Source organism: Pseudoalteromonas luteoviolacea, from assembly GCF_021654285.1.
GTDB classification, from domain to species: Bacteria; Pseudomonadota; Gammaproteobacteria; order Enterobacterales; family Alteromonadaceae; genus Pseudoalteromonas; species Pseudoalteromonas luteoviolacea_J.
This window is the reverse complement of sequence record NZ_JAKFZS010000001.1, coordinates 73,983-89,096: the sequence shown is the minus strand read 5'-3', so window position 1 is coordinate 89,096 and position 15,114 is coordinate 73,983. Positions and strand designations below refer to the sequence as shown.

The window sequence follows — 15,114 nt, the reverse complement described above, 5'->3', positions numbered from 1 at the left end:
CACATATTGGATAGTGAAATCGCAAAAGCAAAAACACAACTACAACTTTTGCGATTTAAAAAAATAATATCTAGGAATATAAAAATGTTAACAGAACACACTGAAATTACTTCTTTACTTGACACTTTAATCAATAAAAAAGTCAAAATTGATGTTAAAGGTGATGAAGTCACACTACTTGGTGATATAGACACTTTGACTGCAGATGAAGTAGCAGCAATAAAAGCCCACAAACAAGATATTATTGAATGGTTTCAGCAGCAGGTGCATGTTGATTCAGCCGACGCTGAGCGGATCCCTCGCTGCGATAAATCCCAACCCTTATTGGCATCATCATCACAAAAGCGCCTCTGGTTCATTGACCAATTGGAAGGGGGCAGTGCTCAATATAATATGCCATTTGCCTACGAGCTGAATGGAGAATTTAATGCTCAGATAGCTGAAGAAGCACTCCGTTTATTAATTAACAGGCATGAAACATTGCGTACGCAACTGTTTGAAAATAAAAACGGTGAGCTTTATCAACGCATTTTGACATCGTTTGACTTTACGCTAAATGTGATTGACCTTGACTTTGAACAAGACCTTGCATCTCAGAGAAAGCATGTCCAGCATTTTATTAATCAAGATAGCATTCGTACTTTTGATTTATCTCAAGACTTGATGATCCGGGGTAGCTTTTTGAGATTGAATGAGCAGCTGGGTATTTTAGTTTTGAATATTCATCACATCGCAACCGATGGCTGGTCAATGAAGGTGTTGATGGAGGAATTTGGACATATCTATCAATCTCTGAGTCAAGGCACAACGCCTTCACTTCCTAGCTTAGATATTCAGTATACTGATTATCTCGCATGGCGTGAAAATGGTAGCTCGGCCTCACAAAAGCAGCAGCAAATAGAGTATTGGAAACAGCAATTGAACACTTTGCCAAGTGTACATGATTTGCCCCTCAGCCAATCAAGGCCTGCAACCTTATCTCATGAGGGGGCTAATTATAAATTCGAGATTGAATCTGCTCGGCTCAATGAATTGACAGCAGTGGCTAACGCAAAGCAGATGACATTGTTTATGTTATTGCAGGGTATGTTTTCACTACTGGTTTCTAAATTCTCAAACAATAAAGATGTGGTGGTCGGTACGCCAATCGCTAATCGACACTTACCTCAACTAGAGAGGTTGGTCGGGATGTTCATCGATACGCGTTTGCTTCGTGTGAATTGTCAATCGAACCTTAATCTTGATGAATATTTATCAGTGGTCAAGCAAGTTAATTTAGATGCTATGGCAAATGACACAGTCTCTTTTGCGGATTTGATTGAGTTGCTTTCACCAGAGCGAAGCTTAAGCCATAGCCCTTTGTTTCAGCTAATGTTTAATTACTCAAAAGACAAAGTGCAAACAGCGCAAACTGGTGCACTACAGTTAACGAGTTTAGAGACAGACAATGTCTCTGCAAAATATGAATTGCAGCTTAGCATTCAGCATCACGATGAAGGGTTATCATGTAATTTTGAATACAATAAGTCGTTGTTTTCTGAGTGTACTATCGAGTCAATGGCGCAAGGGTTCTCTCTCTTGATTGAGCAGTTACTGCAAGGCCTTGAGCAAAAGTTATCTGATCTTAGTGTCTTAAATACCGCAAGTCGTAATCATCTGTTATTCGAGCTAAACCAAACAGAAGCGGATTACCCTGCAACTTTAACTATGGTGGATTTGATAGAGAGAAACTCTGCTGCAAACCCGCATGATATTGCATTAGAGTTTGAAGATCAGGCTATCAGTTATGCTGAACTTAATGCCAGAGTTAATCAGTTGAGCGTGCACATTCAGGAGCAAGGAGCCACTGAACATAAGGTGATCGGGTTGCTCTTTGAGCGTTCTGTTGAAATGGTTGTGAGCATGTTGGCTATTCTTAAATCTGGTTGTGCATACTTACCCATTGACCCGCAAAGTCCACCTGAGCGTTTGAAATATATGCTTGCTGACAGTAAGGCTGAGCTTGTGTTGTGTCAGTTAGGATATCAGCATCGATTACAGGACAATACGTCATTGGATGTAATGGTGGTGGATACAGAACTTGAAAACCAACTACGGAATACGCATGAGGGGGCTTTACCAACAAATAAAGTCACGCCAGAGCATGTTGCATATGTTATTTATACATCAGGTACAACTGGTCAACCTAAAGGGGTTGCTGTTTCTCATCGAGCTTTGGTCAACCGCATAGACTGGATGCAAAAAACCATTAACCTTGGACATGATGATAAGGTCTTACAAAAAACACCGTTTACTTTCGATGTATCCGTTTGGGAATTTATGTTGCCATTGATGTCGGGTGCTGTTTTGGTATTAGCTCGCCCTGAAGGACATAAAGACCCTCATTACTTAGCTACCGTGATCAGAGAGAAAAAAGTCACAACACTGCACTTTGTTCCTTCTATGCTAAGAGCGATGATCGACAGTGATAAATGGCATACTTGTCGTTCTGTACAAAGGGTGATTTGTAGTGGTGAGGCGTTGACGACGGATATTGTAGCAGAGCACTTCGAACGCCTTGAAGTTGATATTTACAATCTATATGGGCCAACAGAAGCGGCGATTGATGTCAGTTACTTTGTGTGCACCGCTGACCAAAAGCTAGATGTTGTGCCAATTGGTAAGCCAATTAATAACCTTCAACTATTTGTGCTTGATGAATCGTTAAACCCTGTACCAAAGGGCACTTCTGGAGAGCTTTATATCGGAGGGGTTGGCTTGGCCGAAGGTTATCTGAATAAGCCTGAGTTAACGCAAGAGAAGTTTATTCCTCATCCTTTTGTGTCGGGGGAGAAGCTTTATAAAACAGGTGACTTAGTACGTTATGATCATAAAGATAATTTACTTTATCAAGGCAGAACCGACCAACAGGTGAAAATCAGGGGTTTTCGAATTGAGCTTGGTGAGATAGAGCATCAATTGGCTAAATTAGCTGAAGTTGATGCATCAGCCGTGATTGTGAAGAGTGACAAAAACCAGAGCCAACACTTGGTTGCGTATGTTGTTAAATCCGGCGACCAGGAGCAAACTCAATTGGTCAACACAATTCAGGAAAAGTTGTTGAAAAGCTTACCTGATTACATGGTACCTGACCAATTTGCGTTTTTGGACCAATTGCCACTATCAGATAATGGCAAGGTTGACCGCAAGGCGCTACCTGATTTTACATTCAATGCGACAAGTGAGTTCGTTGAGCCACAAACGGATTTGCAACGCCTACTTTGTGACTGTTTCGCTCAGTTTAGTAGCGTCGAAAAAGCGGGGATAAAAGACAATTATTTCTCAATTGGCGGTGACTCAATTCAAGCTATTAAAGTTGTGGCACAAGTTAATAAAGCTGGTTATACGTTGTCGTTGAAAGATTTATTCAACTTCCCGACAGTAGAGAAGCTCTCCAGCGCGATTGAGTCTGAAACGACAGGTGATAGCTCTATTGTTATCAATGTTGAACCTTTTGAGCTACTTTCTCAGCAAACTTTGGATGCCATAAACCAAGATGTCTATGAAGATGCTTACCCTTTGACCAAGTTGCAGCAGGGCATGCTATTCCTCAACGATAACGATGAAGCTGCGATTCGATATCAAGATCAGGTCAAAGTTCGGATGCGCCAGAGTTGGAATATTGAATTATTTACTCAAGTGGTACAGCAGTTAGCAGATCATCACGAAATGTTAAGGACGGAGTTTAACAGTATTCAGGGTGATCCTGTTCAATTGGTAAGGCGAGAGTTGAATGTGCCTGTTGCCGCGATTGATTTGCGTCATTTGCAAGGTGATGAACAGCAACGTGAACTGGAAAAACAGCGCCTGGACGATAGGCGATGCCGTTTTGTTAATGGTGAGGTTCTCTGGCGACTTAATGCTTACCGTTTAGAGGACAATATTACTGAAATCACGTTTACATGCCACCACGCAATATTGGACGGTTGGAGCATCGCAACATTACTTGTGAATTTGGCAAAAAGTTATGAAAAAGCCTTAGCACAATCAGTGGTAACAGAAGCGGATTTTGGACCAAAAGTAAAGTATAACCTGTATGTTGCGAATGAGCTGAAAGCGCTCAACAATGCAGAGACCGAGCAGTATTGGAAAGACATAGTGCAAGATGCTCCGCTTCCTTGGTGGACAGGCACTAAGCTAAATAAATTGCGCCTAAGTAGGTATAGTTTGTCTGAGCTTGAGGGCCGTTTGGTTCAAGTGGCGGCCAGTATGGGTGTGCCTGTCACTTCTGTTTTTCTTACTGCACATTTAAAGTTACTTTCTATGCTCAACGGCAGTGACAGCATTTTAAGTTCAGTGGTTTCTCATGGCCGCAGTACTCAAGAAGGTGGAGAGAACACGTTGGGCCTATTTCTGAATACAGCGCCAGTTGTATTGGGCGTAGAAGAAAAAACTTGGCGACAAATGGTTGAGGAGGTTGATCAACAACTTCACCAACAAAAAGTACACCAGTATTATCCAGTCGCTGAAATCCAACGAAATACGAGAACCGATTTCTCAGGTGCTTTATTTAACTACCTTCACTTTCACATGTTTAATGGCATGGTGAGTCAGGAACATCGAGATGGCGAACAGGAACAACCTTATTTAAGCTTAGAGCATGATGCTGATGTAAATTATCAGTTTATCTCTAATTTCAGACATGCTAAAGAATATAACGCATTGGTTTATGAGCTTCGTTTACACACTGATTTAATCTCAGATAAGCATATCGAACACATTAATCGTCTGATGTTCAATATTCTTTCCGATATTGTGCGAAATACCGATAACTATGTTGACCACGATTCGCTGTTACCTGCAATGGATAGAGATTTGTTAATGCACAAACAGTCTCCTAAAAAAGTTGCACTGAAAGATAGTAATCTTGCTGAAGTGATTGAGAAGTGGGCGAGAGAGACGCCTGAACGTACCGCCATTTCACTCTCTGGCAAAGAGGTAACGTTCGCTGAATTAAACAGCGAAGCAAACTTGTTAGCGCAAGCATTGTTGGATCAAGGTGTTGGCACCGGTGAGCGAGTGGCCATTTGCATGGAGCGAAGCTACGAGTCTGTTTTGTCGATGCTAGCGATCCTAAAAATTGGCGGCGCATACGTCCCAGTAAACCCCGCGTATCCTCAAGAATATATGCAGTTTATGCTCGAGGACGCTGGTGTTACGACCGGCATTGCAAAAGGGCCTAGCAGAACGTTGTTGATGGCTGCTGGTGTGGCTAATTGTATCTCATTAGATTCAGAACAATGGAAGCCAGCCGTTTGTAATGCACATGAAAGGTTATCTGATATACATGTAGATCTATCGAGTACAGCTTATGTGAATTATACATCTGGTACAACTGGTAGACCCAAAGGTGTTGAGGTAACTCACCAAGGGGTTTTAAGATTATGTGAGCTACCACAGTTAGAATTTGGTGATAAGCAAGCGGCATTTTTACATGCATCATCTATCTCTTTTGATGCTGCTACATTAGAAATATGGGGTACTTTGGCCAAAGGTAATCGCTTGGTGATATTTGAGCCAGCAGTACTGGATATTCAGGCTTTAAACCGATTACTCAATGAACAGCAAGTCAATGGAATGTGGCTGACTGCGGCCCTATTTAGCCAATGGTCTGAAAGACTATCGGAGGTATCTGGAGAACACTTGGAAAAAGTGATTGCGGGTGGCGATGTTGTTAGCCCTGACGCGGTTGCTCGCGTATACGATAACTTTGAAAACATTGAAGTCATTAATGGCTATGGCCCAACTGAAAATACGACTTTCACTTGTTGTTATCCAATACCTCGCGATTTTGATAGAAGCCATTCGATTCCAATTGGATATGGCATTCCAGGCACTTATTTCTATATTTTGGACAGGCATCAAAAATTGGTTCCTTTTGGGGCTGTTGGTGAATTATGTACAGGTGGTCAGGGATTAGCCAAGGGCTATATAAATCGAGATGACTTAAATAGCCAGAAGTTTATCGCAGATCCGTTCTCGCAAGACGGTGAAAGGCTTTATCGTACAGGCGATCTGGTCAGGTTCCTTGAAAATGGCGCGCTGGAGTTTGTTGGTAGAATTGACGAACAGGTTAAAATGCGTGGTTATCGAATTGAGCCTGCTCATATTGAATCAACATTACAGAGCCTGCCTGAGGTACATGAAGCCGCTGTTATCTTGCATGAGACCGCTTCTGGTGATAGCAGACTATATGCGTATATCAAGTGTGATACTGAGACTTTAGCTCGTGGAGAAGCTGCGACCGATGCGATTAAACTGGCGCTTCAAGCGAAGTTGCCGCCTTATCTAGTGCCTTCGGGGCTGTTTATGGTGGAACAAATGCCGCTCACTGTGAATGGAAAACTTGATAGGGGTCAGCTTCTTAAGTCTATTTCGGAGGCCAGTGGCCAACAAGAAATTAAAGACACGAAAAAGACCCTAGAAACAGAATTAAAAACGCTCTGGAGCCAGCTGCTAGATATTGAAATTGATAGCTTGAGCTTGGATTCAGACTTTTTTGAAGTGGGTGGCCACTCATTGCTAGCCAATGATTTAGTTAACAGTATTGAAAAAGTATTTTCTGTAGAAGTGACCCCTGTAGAGATTTTCGAGCACCCAACTTTGCAGGCATTAATCGATTTGGTAAATAAGCAACTCCCTGAACAACAAGATGTCGCGTCAGAATTAATTAAGCTTTGGAGTACAATTCTTGAGGTGGACGCTGTTGAATTAAATACAGAGTCAGACTTTTTTGAACTCGGAGGGCATTCCTTATTAGCCAATCAGCTGGTGGCAGAGATCCAATCTTCATTCGATGTGAAACTTGAGCCGGTTGATATTTTTGAACATCCAACCTTGAGCGCATTATGCGAAAAAGTAGAGTCGATGGTAACTGTGTCACCGTACTCGCAAGTTTTAACAGCGCTGTGGATGGATTTACTCGAGCTTGATAGTGACGAAATTACGCCAAGTGCAGACTTTTTTGAGCTGGGTGGGCACTCATTGCTAGCAAATCAGCTGGTCCAACAGATCAGTGAACAAACGGGTGTAGAATTACAACCTGTAGATATCTTTGACAATGCAGAGTTTGGAAAGCAATTAGATTTATTACAGCGTATCAGCGCCGTAGAAAGTCAATTTTTAAATCAAGTGATAGGTCAGTATTGGCAGACACTATTAGATTTGGATAGCACTGAAATTGACCAAGAAGCTGACTTTTTCGCTTTAGGTGGTCATTCTTTACTTGCTAATGAACTCGTGACAAATTTGAATAACACACTCATGACGCAAATTAAGCCTGTGGATGTGTTTGATAATGCGCAACTTGGCGAGCTCTGTTGTTTTGTGCGAGAGCAGCTAACAGGATCGGACAAGCAAAAATTGAGGTTGGTAGCTAATGCATGGTGCGATGTGCTCGACCTGTCTCCACATGAGCCTGGTGCATGGGGAGATTTCTTCGAGCTTGGTGGACATTCCTTGATAGCTAACCAGTTGATAGCGCGCGTCAATGACGCATTTGGTTGTCATATCCAGCCAGCCGACATATTTGAATACAGCAGTTTTGTCGCATTCTTTGGGTTAACTATGAGCAAAACAAAATCTGCAGTGGACACGTCGTGTACTGAGTGTGTAGAAGACGAGCAGGTGGAATTGTTACTATGACCTTGATGACACTGTTAGCTGAATTGGAACGAAAATCAATTCAGCTGGAGGTTAGCGAGCATGGACAGCTCAAAGTCAATGGAAACAAGTCTGCCCTGACACCTGAGCTGATCCAGCAGCTCAGGGTGCATAAGACATCTTTGATAAGCAAGGTAGTGGAGGAGTCAGCCACATCTTCTATTGCTCATGAGGATGGCGCTGTATTTCCAGTTTCTTTCAGTCAGAAAAGATTTTGGCTGATGGATAAACTGGTAGATTCAGGGTCTCAGTATTACGTATCTACAGACTATCCATTACCTCAAAAGTTAAGTATGGGGCCTGCGAAGCAGGCACTTAACATGCTAGTGGCTAGGCATGGTGCTTTGCGCACTTGCTTTGAACAACAAAATGGGCAGGTTGTTCAGCGTGTCATGCCCACAACTGAGATCCCATTCGAGTGTTTTATACACTCTGAAGGGGAGGAGCAGGCATTAGAGCAGCGACTTCTTATGCACAAAGAAAGCCCATTTGATTTGAGCACTGGCCCGTTACTTCGATTGCTTTACATTGAGCCTAAAGCAGGACAGCCATACTTGATAGTGACACTGCATCATATTATTGCAGACCAATCAACACTCGGTATTCTTGTGGATGAGTTTATGCAACTATATGTTGGTTGTATCTCTGGCAAGCAAATCAATTTACCTGCGCCTACTTTAGGCTACGGTCAATATGCTCAGCAGCAAAGTACACTTTTGCAAAATCAAGAGTTTATTCGCCGCTGTGATAGTTGGGTTGAAACACTGTCAAGCTTCCCGACTTTGCATCAGTTACCGTTGCAAAAAACGCGTCCAGAACAGCAGAGTTTTGCAGGCGCGATACATAGCTTTGAATTGAGGGGAAAACGGCTAGAAGCCGTGAGAAGACTTTGTCGAGACAAAGGTCTAACGACGTTTATGCTACTTAACGGTATCTTTGCACTGTTGGTGTCGAAGGTGAGTAATTCGCCTCAAGTGGTGTTTGGTTTTCCCGTAGATACCCGAAATAACGCGCAATTACGGGGAGTAGTAGGGCCTTTTTTGAATACTGGTTTATTGGGTTTTCATATCGAAGATACTACTATTGATGCGTTTTGGTCGTATATAAGACAAGTTAATTTAGAGGCATTAAAACATCAGGATATTCCATTTGAACTGATTGTGGAAAAATTGAACCCCGAGCGTTCTAGAGCATATTCACCGATTTTTCAGATTATGGTGAATGTTGCACGAAGATCTACCCAGGATATAGAGCTTATTCAAGAGCTGCATAGCCCCATTGCAACCAAACATGATCTGACGTTAAATATCAGCGAGTCACCCAACCAGATAGTATGTTCTTTAGAGTATTGCACTGCGTTGTTTGCTGCGGATCATATAGTTCAGTTAGAACAATCGTTTGGCTATTTGATTGAGCAAATGACGACTCAGGCTGAGACAAAACTATCTCAATTAACGCTTATGCCCTATTCGCAATTGCAGGTATGTTATCAGCACTTATCTAAACAAAAAGGCACATGGATAGCACCTAATACCATAACGGCTGCATTGGCTGAACAATGCACTAAGCTAGGTCAAGAAGTTGCACTTACCACTTCAAGTGCAAGATTGACCTATGCCGAATTAGATGAGCAGTCCACACATCTTGCCCACCACCTTCGGGCGCTGGGCGTGACAGAGGGAGATCGTGTGGGCATTGCTGTCCAGCCTTCAGTTTTTATGATTGTGGCTATGCTGGGCGTACTTAAATCTGGCGCGGCTTATGTACCTTTGAGTAATACATTACCTCAAGCTCGCATCATTGATATTGTAAGTGATGCGGAGATGGCAGGTATTCTTGTTGAGCAAAAGCACGATGAGCGTTTACAAGAGCTACAGTTGAGTCTATGGGATTTAAAAGCATTGTTGGAAACGCCATTGAGCCAAGCTCAATTGCCACTGCCTGAGACGCAACCCGATTCAATTGCTTATGTGATTTATACGTCAGGTACAACAGGCAAGCCTAAAGGGGTCGCTGTTGCGCATAATGCGGTTATGAATTTTATGTCGGCCATGTTGGATCGGCTTACGCCGAGTGCAGATAAGCAATGGGTACTCTTAACGCCTATTTCCTTTGATATTGCATTATTTGAATGGTTTGGCAGTATCCTGACTGGCAATGCATGTCGCATTATAGAGTCTCAGGAAAGCAAGGATGTGTTTGCGTTGGCGAACTTATTGTCGGAATTAGAGCCGGACTTGATCCAAGCAACCCCTTCACGCTATAAGCAGTTAATAGCGGCAGGGTGGAAAATCCCCCCGTATTGCACGTTATTATGTGGCGGAGAGCCACTTACGGCAGAGCTGCAAAAAACACTTTTTTGTGCGACAGAAAATGTGTGGAACTGTTACGGGCCGACAGAAGCGACTGTATGGTCCAATGTCACTAAGATTGTACAGGGTGATACACAAGCAGATAAGGTACGGTTATCTCAGTCGCTTGGAGGGTATAGCCATTTTGTACTCGATGACAATATGGCTTGCGTTAGTCCTGGTCAAGAAGGGCAATTGGCAATTGCTGGAGCGAGTTTAGCTGCGGGTTATTGGGGCAAGTCATCATTAACTGACGATAAGTTTGTAAACCTTAGCTTGCTAGGCTCGAATGAACAGCGGGTATATCTAACTGGTGACCGTGTAAGGTGGCATCATGATCTCAGCCTTGAATTTATCGGTAGGTTTGATGACCAAGTGAAAGTAAGCGGACATCGAATCGAGCTTGCTGATGTCGAGTATAATATTCGAAAAGAGTCATGTATCAACGATGTTGCGGCTGTCGTGATTGAAGGTGAGATCAGCAATCAGCTGATTGCCTTTATCGTATATGCGGCTGATGCAAATGAGGATACGCAAAAATCAGAGAGTAAGCTGAGACATTCGCTGAGGCGAAAGTTACCAGATTATATGGTTCCTGCACGGTTCATTGAAGTTGCTCAATTTCCCCTAAATAGTAATGGTAAAGTTGATAAAAAGCAGCTTCTCAAGGTTGATTTCCAAATAGGAGATAAGAGAGAGGTTAAGCGACCACAGTCGCGATTAGAGCAAGATATAGCAAGGATATGGGAAGGTGTTTTACAGCGAGTACAATGCTCAATTGATGAAAATTTCTTTGAAGCGGGTGGGGATTCATTAAGGCTTGTAACGCTGACGACTAAGCTGCAAGAGGCTGGATATGCAATCTCAATCAATCAATTAATGGAGTATCAAACCATTGAGGAAATCGCTTGCTTAATTGACGAAGGAGACAAGCAGCAAGGTTCTCCTGTGATCCTCAAATTAAACGATGGTCCGATAGAGCCGGTGGAGCTATTCGTTGTACACCCTTTATTAGGCACATTAAACACTGTTCAAGCAGTGGCTAGAGCCATGAAGAAGGTCTGTCGAGTCACTGGCATTCAGGCGCCCTTCTTAACTAATCAACAAGTTGAGTTTGATTCTCTCGGTCAATTAGCAGCGTATTATTGGCAAGAAATTCGACGTTATAAACCAAAAGGCCCCTATTATTTTGGTGGTGTTTCCTCGGGTGGTGCGATTGCAATGCATCTATGCGAACTCGCAAATCAGTCAAATGAGCAGGCGGTTTTAATGTCATTTGATAGTTGGCCTTTAGGGTTCAATAGCGCTCTAGAAGTGTCTCAGGCAGAGGTTGTGCCAAGAGTGGCTGAGTTGGTACTAGACCAACACGGATATGAACAACTATGTAATGACGTGGACACGCTTTCACTGGATATGCAAAAACAACGGCTTTTAACTCATTTACGCGATTCAAGTGTTAGCCAGCTGTTTAAGGATATTGACCCTGTATATTTCATCGATTTTATGGTCAATTACTTACTGTCTGAAAAGCGGGCTTTGCCAATGTCATGGTGTGGCGACATCATTCACTTTTCGGCGAATGATAACCCACATAAAGCAGAGCTTTCACGAGCATGGCAGGCGTTAAATAAAAAAAGCTTGATCGAATTTAACGTAGATGGGAACCATGAAAACTTCCTAGATGAAGAAAACTATGATGCTTTGCTTGAAGGCTTGAAGAAAAGCGTTCAACTCTATCAGGTCTGAGAAATTCATCATGTCTATGCCGCGAGCATGAAAGTGCTCGCGCTTTTTCTTTAGTATCAAACACGCGTTCACTCGGGCTTTCAGCCTCTTTGTGCATGGAACATCTGCTGTTTAATTTAATAGCAAATAAGGATAAAAATAATGCTAAATAATCAACATCAATTTAATACTTCAGTGGCCATATCGACAGAAGATGTCGATAGAATAAATAAAAAGTTTTACGGCCGATATAATTTTCCTTGGTACCCTTCATTTTTAGAGAAGTACAGCTCGCAAGCGCTTTGGCTTACAGCTTTAAATCAGGAATTGGGTTATTTTGATAATAGTAGGGTTGTCAATCAGCCTAAAATTTGGGTTGCAGGTTGTGGTACTAACCAAGCAGTGATCACAGCACTTAAGTATCCTGAATCTGAAGTCTTAGGTACAGATTTATCTAAAGAATCACTGGCTGCGGCACGCTCCTTAGCAGAGCAGCTAAATGTTACAAACTTGAGATTAGAAGAGAGAAGTTTAAATGAGGTATGCTATGAAGAAGAATTTGACCTTATTATTTGTACAGGTGTGATACATCATAATTATGACCCTTCCATGCCTCTGAGGGCCCTAACTAAAGCATTAAAGCAAGATGGGATCCTTGAGTTATTCGTATATAACTACTACCACAGAATTACAACAACGTCTCTTCAAAAAGCGATTAGAATGCTGTGTTCAACAACGGACAATCCAAATACTGAATTAGAGCATTCGATATCTGAACGTATGATCAATGATGACAGTGCAAACTACAGTGATTTTATGAGTGCGTTCATAAATACGATGAGAAATTGGAATGAAAGCGCGATGGCCGACGCCATTCTCCAACCTGTGGAATATAGTTATACGGTTGAAAGCTTTGATGATCTTGTTCAGCAGTGTAATTTAGAGATTGTCGCTCCGTGTTTAAACTCATGGGACAAAGCCGAGGGAAGATTATCTTGGGATGTTAAATTTGGAGATGAAAAAGTACAGCAGCAATACCATACGTTACCAGACGTAGAGCGTTGGAAAATTGGAAACCTACTCAAATTGGAGCAGTCCCCTCATATATGGTTTTATGTTCAACGCAAAGACTCATCTTATGCCGCCAAGCCGATTAAAAAAATATGTGAGGAATTTTTAAGTACGCGATTCACTAAAATGTCGTGTGAGTACCAGCATTTTGTTATTCAGGATGACAATGAATTCATTGCTGAGGAGACCCCAAAAAGTAAACCTCATCCGAAGTTCCCTCAAGATAAAGTCGCGGCTAAGGTCTTTATGAAATGTAAAGGCGATAAAACAATTGCACAGATACTGGCTGAGTTAAATCTCTCGTTATCTCAATATGAAATTAATGAGCTAAGGCTGCATTTAACGACACCTGCCTACCCTTATATATGCGCTGTTTAAGCTGTTGAGGAAAAGATTATAAAAGTTGCTTTGCAACTTTTACCCACCAATATGGCGAAGCTGAAAAGGAATACATTTTGTGAAGTCGGGATCTGGCTTAAAAATGATGAAGTCTTGTCTTTATTGCGACTTTAAAGAGCTTTATCAGCGACAACAAACTGTATTTTTAAGCGAGAAAATAAAGTAGGAGCTTTAAAATGACAAGTCTTATTGATTTAGAAAGCCACACAGATGTGTTGGATACTCTGGACAAGTTATCGAAAAAAAATAGAGAGCTATGTGCTTATGTTAATGCCAGTAAAGCACGTTTTGACAGATTAAATCTCGGGAGCAAAGAAGGCTCAATATTAAAAGAATTGATGCCATATGAAATAAATGCTTTACCGCTAATTATTAATCAAAATATTAAGGGACAACTCTCGGATTGTGTTGAGTCTATTCCGAAACTGGTTGCTAAAATGCTTATCGACTGGTTTGAAAGAGAGCCAAATGAATTTGCAAAATTTTATCAGGTAAATGAAGAGATAATTCGCAAGGCAATACACGCAAATCCGTTAGAAGTATTATTGTGTCGAGCAGATTTAACATACTCAAATGGTACTTTTAAAGTACTTGAATTAAATGTCGGCTCAAATCTAGGTGGGTGGGAAGTACGCTTTTTTGATTCTCTTTATAGAGGTGCTGGCACTTTCAGTGATTTTGTACAGGAGCGGGGGAATGTTTTTTGTCGAGATCCCCTCTCAGAAATGATTAAAAACATCACATGTAGCATGGTAGAAAGTAAACGCATATCGCCAGATGGCGATTGTAATATTGTATTTTTGTGCGACATGAATATTGTTTCTAGACAAATGTTGGGCTTTTTACAATTTGAATTTATCAAAGTCTGTCGAACGTCAAATGTACAAGTAGTGCCGCACTTTATTGATTCAATAGAGCGTTTGACTTTTAACAATAATGAGGTGTGGTTAGGTAAAGAAAAAGTACACTGTTTTATCAATCCGTTTGGCAGTTGGGAGCTAGGTAGATTGGAGGCTGAGTCTCAAATTATGGAGAGCTTTTATGCTGGTAATGTTGCCTTACCTGAGAATCCATTTAGTCTCTTGATCAATGATAAGCGCAATTTAGGCCTACTTTGGAATATGCGTGATAGTCATTTGTTCAATAAAGAGGAGCAGGCGCAAATTCATAACTTTATTACTTGGGGAGCTTGTGCGACGAGTACTGAAGTTGAATGGGGGGGGGAGATTGTCGAGTTGAAAAGTCTATTAAATAATCATAAAAACCAATTCGTTATTAAGCCGGGTGTTGGTGCCCAAGGCAAGGATGTGACTGTCGGTAAGTACACCGAAAAAGCAAAATGGCAAAATACAGTAGCGCTTGCTTGTCGGTCTGAAGGATATTTTATTCAAGCCTACTGTCAGCCTGATAAGGTTTTCTCTAAAGCAAGTACGAGTCTAATTGCGAGTTATCCTGTATGGGGAGCATTCAGTTTTAGTCATACTTATTCGGGTGTATGGGTTAGGCTAGTGAAAACATCATGCAGCCAAACTAATGGAGTCATAAATACTTCTAATGGTGCGACAGAAACGCTTGTATATGAGGAAAGTAATCGGTCTAAATTGACAGTCTAATTATTTGATAGCAAATAACTTATTAATTGGCAGTGCGTAATAAATGAATGTTTTTTGAGCGCTGGTCAATGGCGTTTAAATTCGTTATATGCCGCTTCATTTATGCTACAAAAATAAAAAAGTGAAAATTTTTATTTTTTATCATTCGATAAATGGGTATAATAACCTTCCAGAGGAAAGAGGTGCGTTTTACGCATCTTTTTTTATGTCTGTTTTTCACACAGCATAAGCTAACAGCCAGCCTCAGGCTGAAC

4 protein-coding genes are annotated in these 15,114 nt (G+C 41.6%); all 4 read left to right on the top strand.

Annotated features, from left to right (window positions below; translation table 11 throughout):
- The first annotated feature begins 84 nt into the window (after positions 1-84).
- The 4 genes from L1077_RS00355 (at position 85) to L1077_RS00340 (ending at position 14,860) form a co-directional block, all read left to right on the top strand.
- On the top strand, positions 85-7,683 hold the full coding sequence (locus L1077_RS00355) for a non-ribosomal peptide synthetase (protein WP_237135107.1): 7,599 nt from the start codon (positions 85-87) through the stop codon (positions 7,681-7,683).
- Complete coding sequence (locus L1077_RS00350; RefSeq protein WP_237135106.1) at positions 7,680-11,798, top strand: amino acid adenylation domain-containing protein; 4,119 nt, start codon at positions 7,680-7,682, stop codon at positions 11,796-11,798. Before L1077_RS00355 ends, L1077_RS00350 begins: the two co-directional genes overlap by 4 nt.
- 141 nt (positions 11,799-11,939) lie before the next feature.
- Complete coding sequence (locus L1077_RS00345; protein WP_237135105.1) at positions 11,940-13,226, top strand: class I SAM-dependent methyltransferase; 1,287 nt, start codon at positions 11,940-11,942, stop codon at positions 13,224-13,226.
- Positions 13,227-13,423: 197 nt separating this feature from the next.
- Entirely contained in the window at positions 13,424-14,860 is a 1,437-nt protein-coding gene (locus L1077_RS00340; protein ID WP_237135104.1) for a hypothetical protein, read from the top strand.
- Positions 14,861-15,114 lie beyond the last annotated feature (254 nt).